Annotated in this window: 10 protein-coding genes; 7 read left to right on the top strand and 3 right to left on the bottom strand. The window is 55.5% G+C overall.

Going from position 1 to position 13,400, the window contains the following annotated elements; all coding sequences use genetic code 11:
- The first annotated feature begins 35 nt into the window (after positions 1 to 35).
- The 7 genes from ACR0JA_RS05905 (at position 36) to ACR0JA_RS05935 (ending at position 8,307) form a co-directional block, all read left to right on the top strand.
- A complete protein-coding gene (locus tag ACR0JA_RS05905; protein ID WP_480571358.1) occupies positions 36 to 950 on the top strand; it encodes a sugar phosphate isomerase/epimerase family protein in 915 nt (304 codons plus the stop codon).
- The gene (locus ACR0JA_RS05910) at positions 931 to 2,340 is read left to right on the top strand and encodes an aldehyde dehydrogenase family protein (RefSeq protein ID WP_480571361.1); all 1,410 of its coding nucleotides are present in this window, start codon (positions 931 to 933) and stop codon (positions 2,338 to 2,340) included. The genes ACR0JA_RS05905 and ACR0JA_RS05910 overlap by 20 nt, the downstream gene beginning before the upstream one ends.
- Positions 2,340 to 4,121, top strand: coding sequence for a thiamine pyrophosphate-binding protein (locus ACR0JA_RS05915; protein ID WP_480571364.1), 1,782 nt, complete (start codon positions 2,340 to 2,342; stop codon positions 4,119 to 4,121). The genes ACR0JA_RS05910 and ACR0JA_RS05915 overlap by 1 nt, the downstream gene beginning before the upstream one ends.
- Positions 4,122 to 4,383: 262 nt before the next feature.
- Positions 4,384 to 5,802, top strand: a complete 1,419-nt coding sequence (locus ACR0JA_RS05920; protein WP_480571367.1) for a circularly permuted type 2 ATP-grasp protein — start codon at positions 4,384 to 4,386, stop codon at positions 5,800 to 5,802.
- A gap of 1 nt (position 5,803) precedes the next feature.
- On the top strand, positions 5,804 to 6,745 hold the full coding sequence (locus ACR0JA_RS05925; RefSeq protein WP_480571370.1) for an alpha-E domain-containing protein: 942 nt from the start codon (positions 5,804 to 5,806) through the stop codon (positions 6,743 to 6,745).
- Between the two features lie 3 nt (positions 6,746 to 6,748).
- On the top strand, positions 6,749 to 7,546 hold the full coding sequence (locus ACR0JA_RS05930; protein ID WP_480571373.1) for a transglutaminase family protein: 798 nt from the start codon (positions 6,749 to 6,751) through the stop codon (positions 7,544 to 7,546).
- Positions 7,547 to 7,557: 11 nt separating this feature from the next.
- On the top strand, positions 7,558 to 8,307 hold the full coding sequence (locus ACR0JA_RS05935) for a proteasome-type protease (protein ID WP_480571376.1): 750 nt from the start codon (positions 7,558 to 7,560) through the stop codon (positions 8,305 to 8,307).
- A gap of 227 nt (positions 8,308 to 8,534) precedes the next feature.
- Here the strand turns inward: ACR0JA_RS05935 and ACR0JA_RS05940 are convergent, their stop codons facing one another.
- Genes ACR0JA_RS05940 through ACR0JA_RS05950 form a run of 3 tightly spaced genes read right to left on the bottom strand, consistent with a single transcriptional unit; the run spans position 8,535 to position 13,376 of the window.
- The gene (locus ACR0JA_RS05940; RefSeq protein ID WP_480571378.1) at positions 8,535 to 10,322 is read right to left on the bottom strand and encodes a TniQ family protein; all 1,788 of its coding nucleotides are present in this window, start codon (positions 10,320 to 10,322) and stop codon (positions 8,535 to 8,537) included.
- A gap of 35 nt (positions 10,323 to 10,357) precedes the next feature.
- Positions 10,358 to 11,275 carry a TniB family NTP-binding protein gene (locus tag ACR0JA_RS05945; RefSeq protein ID WP_480571381.1) on the bottom strand — a complete coding sequence of 306 codons (918 nt, stop codon included), beginning with the start codon at positions 11,273 to 11,275 and terminating at the stop codon, positions 10,358 to 10,360.
- A complete protein-coding gene (locus tag ACR0JA_RS05950) occupies positions 11,268 to 13,376 on the bottom strand; it encodes a hypothetical protein (RefSeq protein ID WP_480571384.1) in 2,109 nt (702 codons plus the stop codon). Before ACR0JA_RS05950 ends, ACR0JA_RS05945 begins: the two co-directional genes overlap by 8 nt.
- Positions 13,377 to 13,400: the final 24 nt, after the last annotated feature.

The following is a 13,400-nucleotide window of genomic DNA, read 5'->3' on the forward strand; positions in this document are numbered from 1 at the left end:
AAAATTGGATTCGCAGACACGTGGAGCTGTCGTTCATGGTGAAACCCGAAGAGGCTGGCGCAAGCCCCTCTCTCTATTCCTTGGCGCATCTGACGCTGATCGGCTGTACGCCGCCCGAGCTGGTCTATATCGCAGCCCGGGCTGGTTACGATGCCGTCAGCCCCCGGTTTATTCCGATGCATGTGCCCGGAGAATTCACCCAATCGCCAATCGACAAGGCGCAGGTGCAGGCTACCAAAACTGCGCTTTCTACAACCGGTCTGAAAGTCCTTGATGTCGAGATTGCGCGCATCACCGAAGATGTCGATCCGCGCAGTTTTGAGCCTTCGCTAGAGATTGGCGGGGAACTGGGCGCCAAACGCATGATCATGAGCGCGTGGACCAACACCCGCGATGATCGCGACTTCCTGATCGACGTCTATTCTGAATCCTGCGAACTGGCGGCGCCCTACGGGCTAACAGTGGACCTGGAGTTCCCAAGCTTTTCCCGCTTGCGCACTCTGGATGAGGCACTGGATATTGTCCGAGCCTCTGATCAGCCGAATGGCGGTATTCTGGTCGACACGCTCTACCTGCACCTCAGCCGAGTGGATCTTGGAGAGCTTTTGCACGTCCCCTCGGAGTTGTTTCACTTCCTGCATATCTCTGACTGCTTGCCAGGCATCGCAGATACGCGCGAGGGCATGATCCAGCTGGCCCGCGATGCAAGGTTGTACCCCGGCGAGGGCTGGATCGACTTCACCGGCATCATCGAACGCATGCCACCCGTCGACTATTCCATCGAACTACCCAACCAAAGCCGCGTTGCCGAGTTGGGATATGAAGAACACGCGCGTCGCTGTCTCAGCCACGCCAAACGAACATTCGGTGCGGCGCGATCTCAGCGTCGTATGCCTGATGCTGCAATTCCAAAACACCAAGAGGATCACCATGGGCAAAGAGCTCACTGAAAACGACCGACAACTCGCGGCCGATATGCTGGCACGCGCCCGCGCTGCCATGGCCGAGATCGAGGATTGGGATCAGGACAGGCTGGACCGCCTGTCTCAGGCCATCGCGTGGTATGCGGGGAATGAGAAAACTTTCACACGTCTTGCACAGCAAGGCGTGGACGAGAGCGGTATTGGTGATCGCGCAGGGCGTCCTGCGAAGCGGTTCAAGATACACATGGTCCTGCGCGATGTACTGCGCACACCGTCGACCGGGATCGTCGAAGTCGACGAAGAAAAGGGCCTGGTGAAATATGCCAAACCTGCCGGTGTCATCGCCTCCTTGATCCCGATGACCAATCCGGCAATGACTCCTCCGGTGACTGGCGTGTCCGCCGCGAACGCCCGGAATGCGGTCATCTTCAGCCCGCACCCGCGCACCGCCCATACCACCTTCGAGATGGTCGAGGTCATGCGCGCGGCCTGCCGTGCCGCCGGTGCCCCCGAAGACCTGTTCCAGTCGATCCGCAAACCGTCGATCCCGTTGACGCAACATTTGATGGAGGTTTGTGACCTGACTTTGGCGACGGGTGGCAAGCCGATGGTCAAAGCGGCGTACAGTTCAGGGCGACCGGCCTATGGCGTCGGCGCCGGCAATTCATCCATTGTCATCGATGAGACCGCAGATCTGGACATCGCCGCTCAGAACACTCGCATTTCAAAGACGTCCGACTTTGGATCGGGCTGCTCGGCCGACGGCAACATCATCATCCAGCGCTCGGTTTACGACGATATGGTCAAGGCGCTTGAGGCCGAAGGCGGATACCTGTGTTCGGACGAAGAAAAGGCTATGCTCGAAGCGGCCATGTGGGATGAGAAGGGCAACCGTACGTTCCCGACCATCGCCTGCCCACCTCAGCAAACGGCCAAGGTCGCCGGGTTCTCGATTCCCGAGGACCGCAAATTCCTGATGGTTGAAAATCAGGGGCAAATCGGGCCGCAGCACAAGTTTTCCAAGGAAAAGCTGACTACGCTGATGGCGCTTTATCACTTCGACACGTTCGATGACGCGCTGGCAACGGTCAGCCAGATCTACAACACCGGAGGCAAGGGCCATTCCTGCGGGATTTATAGCCACAATGACGATCACATTGATCGGTTGGCTCGACTGGCCCCGGTCAGCCGTATGATGGTGCGACAGCCCCAGTCCAAGGCCAATGCGGGTGCCTGGACCAATGGCATGCCAATGACCAGCAGCCTAGGCTGCGGCATCTGGGGCGGCAACATCACCAATGAAAACGTCACCATGAAGCACATGATGAACTACACCTGGGTCAGCCGTCCGATCCCCGAGGATCGCCCCTCGGAGCAGGACCTGTTCGGTGAGTTCTACGGACAGGAGGTCGCGTGATGGACGGAGCGAAACTGGACGGCAAAACGGTCGCCGAACACATCGTTGATTTCCTCGAACGCCGTGAGGTCAAGCATGTATTCGGCCTGTGTGGCCACACGAATATCGCGGTTCTGGCTGCGCTGGCGGAAAGTCCCATCGACTTCGTGACCGTTCGCCATGAACAGATCGCCAGTCACGCAGCTGACGCTTATGCGCGCGTGACGGGCAAGGCCTCGGTGGTGCTGTCCCATCTCTCCCCAGGGCTGACCAACTGCGCCACCGGGGTCGCAAACGCCGCATTGGACTGCATCCCGATGGTGGTTATCGCGGGGGACATTCCCACGCATTACTACGGTAAACATCCGCATCAGGAGGTGAACCTGCACGCAGACGCGGCCCAGTGGGAGATCTATCGCCCGTTTGTTAAACGCGCCTGGCGGGTGGATCGGGCGGATCTGATGGCCGAAATTCTGGAAAAGGCGTTCCACCTTGCGGAAAGCGGTCAGCCAGGGCCGGTGCTGGTCAATGTGCCGATGGATATCTTCTCGGAAGTGATTCCGTCGGACAGCTTCGACCGCATTCTCGGCAACACCAGTGCGCTCAAGAAACCATCGATCGATGACGAAACCGCGCGTGAGATTGTCGAAGCATTGGCACAGGCCGAAAATCCGGTCGCCTATGTTGGCGGCGGTATCCTTCTGGCACAGGCCAGTGAGGAACTACGCGCTTTTGTGGAACACATGGGCCTGCCGGTCGCGCATTCCCTGATGGGCAAGGGCGCGTTGCGGGACGACCATCCGCTGGTGTTGGGCATGACGGGGTTTTGGGGCACCGAGCTGGTCAACCAGTCCTGCCTGAATGCGGACTACATCTTTGCGGTTGGCACTCGGTTCAAAGAGGCCGATTGCTCCAGCTGGTATCCCGGCTACACGTTCAACATTCCCGGGTCCAAGGTCATCCATATCGACATCGAACCGCAGGAGATCGGCCGAAACTATCCCACCGAGATCGGCGTCGTCGCGGACGCCAAGGCCGCGTTGCGTGTCCTGACCCGCGTGGCCCGCGAGATGTATCCGGACGGCTTCAAACGCCCCGCGCTGGAACAGAAGATCGCCGACTTCCGGACTGACTTCAAAGTGCGCAACGCGGACATGGCGACCTCATCAGCCTTTCCGATGATGCCCGAGCGTATTCTGGCAGACACCCGCAAGGCGCTGCCCGAGGATGCAATCATCACCACTGATGTTGGATGGAACAAGAATGGCGTCGGACAGCAATTCGATATTCTGACACCGGGTTCCATCCTGACACCGGGCGGGTTTGCCACGATGGGTTTTGGCCCTCCGGGAGCGATCGGCGCAAAACTGGCAGCGCCGGATCGTGTGGTGCTTAGTCTGGTTGGCGACGGTGGCTTTGGCCAAAACCCGTCGATGCTGGCAACGGCGGTCGAGCTTGATCTGGGCATCATCTGGCTGGTGATGAACAACAATGCATTCGGTACCATCGCAGGACTGCAAAAGGCGCATTACGGATTGACCTACGGAACGACATTTCCAGGATCAGCCGAAGCGCCCGCAAACGGACCGGGATATGCTGACATTGCGCGGGCTTACGGTGCGGAAGGACACAGGCTGAGCGCGGCGGATGAGTTATTGCCCGCACTGGAGGCGGCCATTGCCAGCGGCAAACCAACCGTCCTCGACGTGCCAATGATCAACAACCCGACGCCAACGAACGGGCATTGGAACATCCTGGACATCTATTCGCCGGACAAGGATGTATCGCACGTTGCGACCTGAACTCACTGAGCGCGGCAAGCCGCGCCAGTCTTCAGGCTCCGGATGTCTCGGAAATCGGATGTTGTTCGGTCGGGCCCGAGTAATCGAAACGCTGCGAAGGGGACCAGCAGCGCGTTGGTTTACTGAGCTTTTGACCCAAATCGAAGTAGCTCGAATAAAGGCGGCGTATCCATTCGCTTTAAAAATAGGCGCTTCCCGGCAGGGAATTGGCGATGGAGGCCATACCTCTTGAAAACTCAGGTTTGTTTGGCAAACTCCTTCCATGAGTGACTATTTTGACGAAATGTTCGGCGCCGACGGATCTCTGCGGGTTCCTTATGAAGAAATTGGTCGCTGGTTCGACTCGGAAGATGTTTCAAGGCTGAGGGCCAAACAGCGCGAAGCGGAAGAAGTCTTTAGGCTCACCGGGATCACTTTCAACGTCTACGGTAAAGCCGAGGCGGAAGAGCGGTTGATCCCGTTTGATATCGTTCCACGTGTGATATCCGGCCGGGAATGGCAGCGGCTGGAAAGAGGCATTGAACAGCGCGTCAGGGCCATCAATGCCTTCTTGCACGATATCTACCACCGCCAGGAAATTGTCCGTGCCGGGCGTGTTCCTGCCGAAATGATTGCCGGAAACGAAGCGTTCCTGCCGCAGATGCTTGGCGTTTCACCGCCCGGACAGGTCTACACGCACATCGTGGGAATCGATCTGGTGCGGACCGGTCCGGATGAGTTCTTCGTGCTCGAGGACAACGCCCGCACTCCCTCGGGTGTCAGCTACATGCTGGAAAACCGGGAAACCATGTTGAAGATGTTCCCCGAGCTTTTCAGCGCAACAAACGTACGCAATGTTTCCGACTACCCCAAGAACCTGAGACGATCGCTTGCCGCCTGCGCACCAGCCGGCGCGGACAGAGAGCCAACTGTCGCGGTTCTGACACCGGGTATCTTCAACTCGGCCTATTACGAGCACGCTTTCCTTGCGGATCAGATGGCTGTCGAATTGGTCGAAGGACATGACCTGCGCGTTGTCGATGGTCGTGTCTGCATGCGCACCACGCGTGGGTACCAGCCGATAGATGTCCTGTATCGGCGGGTCGACGACGATTTCCTCGACCCGTTGAATTTCAATCCCGACAGCGCTTTGGGTGTGCCGGGCATCATGGATGTGTACCGTGCTGGGGGCATAACAATTGCCAATGCGCCTGGAACCGGTATCGCCGATGACAAGGCGATATATTCCTACATGCCTGAAATCGTTGAATTCTATACGGGCGAGAAGCCGCTGTTGCAGAACGTTCCGACATGGCGGTGCAGTGATCCGGACTCTCTGGCGTATGTTCTGGACAACTTGTCCGAGCTTGTCGTGAAAGAAGTGCACGGTTCGGGTGGCTATGGGATGTTGATCGGCCCGACCGCCAGCAAGAAAGAGATCAGCGCCTTCCGCGACAAGCTCAAATCGCGCCCGGCGAACTATATCGCCCAGCCGACTCTGTCATTGTCGACGGTGCCGATTTTTGCTCGGTCTGGTTTGGCGCCCAGGCATGTTGATCTGCGCCCGTTTGTGTTGGTGTCGCCGGACGGGATCAAGATCACGCCCGGCGGTTTGACGCGTGTCGCGCTCAAGAAAGGATCATTGGTCGTGAATTCCAGCCAGGGTGGCGGGACAAAAGATACCTGGGTTCTGGAGGACTGACATGCTGGGAAAAACTGCTGGCGGGTTGTTCTGGATGTCCCGTTATCTGGAGCGCGCAGAAAACACCGCAAGACTGCTGGAAACCGGGCAAAGGATGGCTTTGACACGAACCCAGAACTCGGTCGAGGAATGGGGCTCGGTGTTGAAAACAGCCGGCGTGCTGGACGGATATTTGTCCAACTACGAAGAGATCACGAAGGACGACGCCGTCGATTGGATGTTGAGGGATGTCGATAACTCCTCGTCCATAAGATCGGTGATCAAGCAAGCCCGAGACAACGCTCGTCTTGTGCGAACAGCATTGACCCATGACGTCTGGAGCGCGGTAAACAGCACCTGGATGCAGGTGGACGCGGCGATGAAACGTCGCGTGAACGAGCGCGATCTGCCGGGCTTGCTGGAACTTATTCGCCAGCAAGCAGCGCTGGTGCGCGGTGCGACGCTTGGCACGATGCTGCGAAACGACATGTTCGATTTTACACGCATAGGTACATTCATCGAACGCGCCGACAATACCGGTCGCATTCTGGACGTTAAGTACTATGTCCTGCTGCCCACGGCGTTCTCGGTCGGGTCGTCGTTGGACAATATCCAGTGGGAAAGCATCCTTCGTTCGGTCGGGGCAGGTGGTGGGTACCGGATGACACACGGGCAAAAAACCACACCTTCGGCTATCGCTCAGTTCCTGATTTTAGATCAGCGCATGCCCCGCAGCCTTCATTTCTGTTGCCGGAAGATTCAGGAAAACCTGTCTTACCTCAAGAAAGACTATGGTTTTGCGGGCCCCTCGTGCGAGGCCTCAAATCTGCTTGCCGAAAAATATCTCGACCAACAGATTACGGACATCTTCGAATTTGGATTGCACGAATACATAGAAGATTTCCTGAGAGATCTCGGTGAATTAAGTCGCCAGATCGAAATCGACTACCGGTTCTATGAGTAGCCCATGAAACTGCATATCAAACATGAAACCCGATACGATTTCGATGCGCCGGTACCCTTTGGGCTTCAACAACTGAGGAAAACGCCCAAATCCTTTCGCAACCAGCAGATCGAAAGTTGGAGCACTGAAATTGTCGGTGGCCGAAAGGAATTGAGTTACGAGGACTATCACCGCAACACGGTCGAATTGATCAGCTTTGACGTAAACACCCAAAGCGTTTCCCTGATCTCGGAAGGTATTGTCGAAGTCGAGGATATGCATGGGATATTGGGTCGCCATGAAGGTTCAACGCCCCTGTGGCTTTTCAATCGCAGCACCAAGCAGACGGCCCCTGGAAAGGGCGTCACCGATCTGGTGAACGCATTGCCTGAAGGCGAGCAGCTACAGCAGATGCACGCCCTGTCAGAAGCCATTCGTGGATGCGTTCGCTATGAGATTGGAAGCTCTCAGCCTGATTGGAGTGCAGAGGACGCGATAGACGCAGGCTGCGGTGTTTGTCAGGACCACGCCCACATTTTTATCACTTGCGCGCGCAAGATGGGATTACCCGCCCGCTATGTCTCGGGCTATCTGATGATGAACGAAACTGAGCTTCAGGACGCGACTCATGCCTGGGCCGAAGTGCATCTTGAGGGGCTCGGATGGGTCGGTTTCGATGTCTCCAACGGGATTTCCCCTGACGATCGGTATGTTCGCGTCGCAACCGGTCTGGACTATATGCAAGCTGCCCCGGTAATAGGAAACCGAATAGGGACAGCGGGCGAGCAATTGACGGTACAATTGCAGGTCGCACAGCAGTAACGGAGACATAAATGACCTACGCTGTGGGGATGCGGCTGAACCGCGGGCTGGTTTTCATGTCAGACACGCGTACAAACGCCGGCGTCGACAATGTCTCTACCTTCAACAAGATGTTCAACTGGACGGTGGACGGGGAACGTTCCATCACCTTGTTGACCGCGGGAAATCTGGCGACCACGCAAGCAACGATCAGCTTGCTGGAAGAGCGGACCAAGGTCCCAGAGGAGCGATCGCCATCGATCCTCGAAGCATCGACAATGTTTCAGGTTGCGCAATTGGTTGCCGAAACGCTGAACAGCGTGATCGAACAGCACGCCCGATCAGGCCAGCAGGCAGACAGCGCCTTTCACGCAACGCTTGTTCTGGGGGGGCAGATAAAAGGCGGACCCTCGCGCCTGTTTCTGATCTACCCGGAAGGCAACTTTATCGAAGCCGGAGACGAAACCCCGTTCTTTCAGATCGGCGAGACCAAATACGGCCGCCCGATTCTGGTCCGCGCCTACGATGCCGAGATGAGTTTTCCCGAGACGGTGAAGCTTTTGATGGTCAGTTTTGATTCCACGATCAAAGCCAATTTGTCGGTGGGCGCGCCGCTCGATCTTCTGCTCTACGACGAGGACAGCCTTGAAGCGGGCAAACGCTCGCGGTTCGAGGCCGACGACGACTATTTCCGCACCATTTCAGAAGGCTGGGGCGACGCATTGAAATCCGCGTTATCCAAGCTTCCGGAATACACCCTCCCAGACGGGACGGACGAATGATCGCACTATAGTTGGCGCCCAACTATTCAGCCTGCAGATTCAAGTGTGGAGTCCGGTCTGAAACCGAGTCTTCTCTATTTTCAACACACTGATAATAAGACACTTTTCCGAAACTGTCCGTATAGAACCCCAACTTCATCCGGGTTAGACGCGAGTCTTGTGGGCGTGAAGGCAAACAAAAGGCCGCAGGAAGCGGCCGGGAACAGCATAGAAATTTTGACTTTAGGTTAGAGGCTTAGCAGTTCGGATGCCGAATATACCGGCAGACCACCAGCATCTGGAGACGGACAAATCCCTACTTCATTGATGCGTTTCTGGAGATCGCTTTCCTCAATCTGCAACACACCCGCTGCACTGCGCACCGTTTGAAAGCGTCCCAGAAACTGATCGAGAATTATGACGCTCACACTGTTCCGAATTCTCCGCCGGCAGCCGGATGGAGTTGGATAGCATGGCAGCAGGTTGAGTTTATTCAACTGTTTGAGTTCAGCGTATTCTAAGCCAAGCTGCTTGGTCAGATCATATGGTGTGATGTGTTTGCTGGTGAAGATGGGAAGCTTGGCAACAAGTGCAGACCTGAGAACACGAATGCCAGCAATGCCAACTCCGGTTTCATGTTGATACGAGCCAGCCAATTGGTCGGTCAGGATGAGCCGAATGACTTGCGGCGTGGTGCATCCGTATGCAAAGCACGCTTGATGGATGCTGCAATAATCAGCGTTGTCAGCAGGGCTGTTGCCGGCAACATGCTCCTGGATCCGAGCCGAAAAGCCCTCAATACCTTCTCGCCGAAACCGCCATTTCTTGTGGGCAGTGCTTCTGATCGGCCGGAGCAGACCGTCATTCACCAGCGCTTCAAACCCTTTTGTGCCAATACCAAGAAGCTTAGCACCCTTCGTCGTATCCAGGCTTTTCACTAAGTCTTGGATGTGGGCCAAGCATTTTTGCATCTGAACCTTTAGGTTCTGTTGTTGAGGGTTTCCACCTTCGGGCAGTAATCCATCACGTACCAGTGCCATCCTGACCCAGCTGTGGTGACGATTTGCTGCCTTGGCAATGGCAACAATGTTGGCATCGACATATCGTTCAACTCTGACCTTTTGCGAGATACTGTTCAGACAAAAGTGGCCCTGGTCGGCGCATAGTTGCCTCATCAACTCCCGAAAGAACGAGCGTTCCTTTGGCTTGACAGACAGCAAAGCCCAGTTGTGCAGCCAGGTTTTGCTCAGCCGAAGACGATGCTTGCAGAGGGCTTTATCGACAGCTTCAAATACTGAGGACACGCCCTGTTCAGTAATTGCAAAGCCAGCGTTGATCGCATTCCGCTGCTGTTCACGAGTTAGGTCATCTGGATGACCGGTGCCTCTTTTGACGAAGTGCCCTAAACCGAGGCACCAACGCTCCACAACGTCGATCTGAACGACACCGATCCAATTGCACATTGGTGTATTACTTTCGATTTGGCAGATAGCGGCGCGCTCGAACGGACTTTGACGCATGGGCCGAACATATCGTGGTAGCCCATCGAGCCAGCCGCGCTCAAAGCGGGCACGCAAAATATGGTCATAGCAAGAGGTGTAGTCCGCATACGGCAACGGTATCAAAGCAACGTTGTGAATTGGACAGGTCTGTATTGGGCGAGGAAGCCAGTTTCGGCGGAGATGTAGCTGTGATTTGTCGGATGTTCCCGTCTCCAGCCAGCAATCCGGACAGATCGCAAGGTCTTGCTTACGCAACGACCGCGTCATGAACTGCTGACCGTGCAGGCGTGAGTAGGTTCGTGACAGCTGTTCTGGGCTGTTTTGCGTCAAGCTCGATCGCTCAGAAGCCGTAAGATCGGCCAAGCGATCAAGCTCAGTCTGACGGCCAGTGCAGACATTCGCCTTTGACAGTCCTGTTGCTGTGCAGAATTCCTGTGTGGTGCTAGATGCGTTGATGGCGGTGTTCCGGGCAAGTAGTGAGAATCCGGGTTCGTCGGCTAGCGCCGATGTCTTTAATGGTAGAACTGTGATCATTTTTCTGCTCGTTGTTGGGCCGTCTTGTGCGACAGCTATTCTTGGGGTTTGATTTTTATGGTTTCGAAGTCGCCGGCGATAAACGGATTGAGTGCGGGAACGCAGTCTTCTTCTTGTCGGTAGCAGTCTTGGAAATGTGCGATGACAAGCTCATCTGCATCGCTCCGATATGCTTTTGACGCGGCACGCTGACACCAGACGCAGATTTCGCCAAAGGCATACATACCGGCGTGCATGAGGCGCGCTGCGAAGTTCTGGGTCATAACGCTGGCACCCAAGGCGATACCGGTATTTTCAGCTACTATCTTCAATACCCGTATCGTCCGCGCGAGGTCTAACGCTGGATCAAAACACGACATTCTGACCTTTCTGTATCGTCGATCCAACTGACCGTCTGATGCGAGGACATCGTTAAATTCGGGCATGCCAATCAGGATTGGAATGATCTGACCAACGCGCGGCTTTACCAGCGATTTGAGAAAGTCCTGCAGATCCTCTCGATCTTGTTTTCCCGTCGATCTGATGTGTTGGATTTCGTCGATCACCAAAATCTTGGTGTTAAGTTTAGCCATGTAATTGCGGCTCGAGCGCAGCATGGCTTCGGCACTATCTTTCTGGCGGGCCGGCCAACCGAGCTCTTCTAACAGCGCCGCGCTGAGCGATCTCAATGTCGCTCTCGCTCCAAGGTCGAGTTTCAGGAATGGTCTTTCTGGGTCCCCTGCGTTGGTTTCGGCCATCCCGAGTGCCTCTAGCGCCTGCATAGTGCCCTCAGATTTTCCGGTTCCGGTCGGACCCAGAATGGCAATCCCGCGCGCCTCGAAACGTCGGCCGGATCTAGTTGCCATTACGAAGTCCTCGTACGTCTCTGTAATCCGTTCCCTGATCCGTTTGGCGTCGCGGCTGTCTATGAATAGTGGACCGGCATTGGTCACAGTGGAAACATGATCAGACATCGTCGTCGTCCCCCTGCCACCAATCAGTGTCGTAATCGACACCGCTATCCCCAGCGTCGGGCTCTGCTATTGGCGTGTCGTCAACGTAAATCGGGGTGGCTTTCTCTGCGGCAATGTCTCGTTCGATGCCGGGTGCTGGCTCGCCTATTATGAAACCCAACCCGTCGTCAGCGCTCGGAAGCCCATCTAATTGGTCAACAGTATCATCGAAGATCGATAGGCCATGCCACAGATTGTTCTCAAGTCGACTGAAATCTGCTGAAGTTGGCGCTTGCGGCAACGTGCCTACAATCTTTTGCTGATCCGTCACGCGTGATCTGATGTTGTTGAGAGCTGCCAAAGTGACGGAGAAGTTTACCTTGGCCTCGGCGGCGTAACGCTGCCTTAGGATCGCACCGACCGCGTTCCATTCGACGACAGAGATGCCATCGAAGTTTTCAATGCTGTTTGGAACCTCGATCCATTTTCCTTTGACATAGACGCTGATCGCTCCAAGCGAGTCTGGGTCAACATAAACGGGGCACTTAGGGCTGCCATATTGTTTGCGTGCTTCAACGATTTCCTCGCTGTTGAAATCAATACCAAGAACTCGGACACCTCGCCGTGTCAGTGTGCGTTCGATCCTAATGCCAAAGGCATGTCGACGGATGTGTTTTGGCAAGTCAGGTGGCTTGCCTACCGTCCCGACAAGGCGATTGAGCGCGTTTTGTGGCGTCTCGTCAAACAGGCCAAAATGGCTGGACTGATGATATACGTCGACGATGTAGCGGATAAATATCAATGCCAGTTGATCATCCGTCAGCGTAACCCGCTCCTCAGTCTTGTAGTCGCCTCGCTCCTGCGGGTTGCTAAAGGTCCGCGCCGGGATCAAAGGCATGGCACAGTCGGTAAAGGTGCCAAAAACCCGTTCAATAATGCCGCGTAATTGAGGTTCGCCAAGCGTCGGATAGAAGTAAGTCCCAAATGCTGTGTTGACGGCGCGTTGCGTGAACTCGGAAAAGAACGCTGAGCCGGTGTCGGACTGCAGGCTTTCAAATTGCATGCCAGCCCAGCCGTTCTTGGCACCAGCCGCTTTCGCAAGATGATCCTTTTTCTGCGTCGCCATCCGCAAGGCGCGTACGGCAGCCTCTGGGGTTTGGGACGCGGACAGAGCAAAGCCAACGATATACCGTGTGGCCACGTCAATGACGATGTACATCCAACGTCGTCCACGCGGTAAAGCTGCAAGGGTCTTCTTGTCTAGACCTTCACGCAATGGTCCAGCCATCATGAACGTGCGAGCATCTATCTCCCATTCGTCAATTTGAAAGCACTCACCGGGACGCGTTGCGCGCTCTGTCTTTCCTATGCCTCCATACTCGTGTTTGGCTGCGGTCAGTCCGTCTCGCCCCGCCTTGATGGCAAAGGGGCCGAATTTCTGAAGCCACTCATGCAGAACGGATCTACATCGTGTTTGTATCTTCGGTTCACCAGTGGCCAGTCGTCGCTCGTTCTCTTTTTCGATATCCATCAGGGTTTCACGAATGACCCCGTTTCCAGAGTATTCCTGATCATTGAGGTACTTCCGGAGCCTTGCATTGATGAACGCAAAGCTCTCCTGATCGATGTCGAATGATGAGAATTTTCCGCGGCGGTCCACAAGTGCCTCAATCCGGCGACCTGAGTTCCGATACTTACGTTTCCAAAGCAAAATAGTGCAGGCGTTTGGCCAGGGCGGAACCATTTCGGTTTTTGAACTGAAGTACTGTTTGCCAAATTCTCCCTCGAATGCGCGACGCGCAATGCTTGCTTCCTTGAACAGAATGCCCTCATTTTCTTGGACACTCTTTGGGGTAAACTTGAGTTTCTTTTGCGCGTGGAGCTTCTCGACAGCGCTCACGATGAACCATCGGTTCAGCACCAGTGTTCTTTGAGTTTCCGGCAACTCCCAAACGAACATGTAGGGATCTTGCGAATAAGTCGCTTCGATGATGTTTGAGGGTCGACGCTTGATGTCCCATTCCTTGCTCGCCACGGCTTCGTGGATATCTGGCCAGGAGAAGCGTTCAATGGCATCGGAACCATCAGCGCGCTTCATGTAAGCGAATTTTTCGTCGCTCATCATGAACTGGTACGAGACGCCGCC

It is taken from the genome of Ruegeria sp. AM4 (genome assembly GCF_056540665.1).

What these genes read in the sequence shown, in the direction of transcription:
- ACR0JA_RS05905 (WP_480571358.1), top strand. Translation starts at nt 36, where the DNA reads ATGGTGAAACCCGAAGAGGCTGGCGCAAGCCCCTCTCTCTATTCCTTG.
- ACR0JA_RS05910 (WP_480571361.1), top strand. Translation starts at nt 931, where the DNA reads ATGGGCAAAGAGCTCACTGAAAACGACCGACAACTCGCGGCCGATATG.
- ACR0JA_RS05915 (WP_480571364.1), top strand. Translation starts at nt 2,340, where the DNA reads ATGGACGGAGCGAAACTGGACGGCAAAACGGTCGCCGAACACATCGTT.
- ACR0JA_RS05920 (WP_480571367.1), top strand. Translation starts at nt 4,384, where the DNA reads ATGAGTGACTATTTTGACGAAATGTTCGGCGCCGACGGATCTCTGCGG.
- ACR0JA_RS05925 (WP_480571370.1), top strand. Translation starts at nt 5,804, where the DNA reads ATGCTGGGAAAAACTGCTGGCGGGTTGTTCTGGATGTCCCGTTATCTG.
- ACR0JA_RS05930 (WP_480571373.1), top strand. Translation starts at nt 6,749, where the DNA reads ATGAAACTGCATATCAAACATGAAACCCGATACGATTTCGATGCGCCG.
- ACR0JA_RS05935 (WP_480571376.1), top strand. Translation starts at nt 7,558, where the DNA reads ATGACCTACGCTGTGGGGATGCGGCTGAACCGCGGGCTGGTTTTCATG.
- ACR0JA_RS05940 (WP_480571378.1), bottom strand. Translation starts at nt 10,322, where the DNA reads ATGATCACAGTTCTACCATTAAAGACATCGGCGCTAGCCGACGAACCC.
- ACR0JA_RS05945 (WP_480571381.1), bottom strand. Translation starts at nt 11,275, where the DNA reads ATGTCTGATCATGTTTCCACTGTGACCAATGCCGGTCCACTATTCATA.
- ACR0JA_RS05950 (WP_480571384.1), bottom strand. Translation starts at nt 13,376, where the DNA reads ATGAGCGACGAAAAATTCGCTTACATGAAGCGCGCTGATGGTTCCGAT.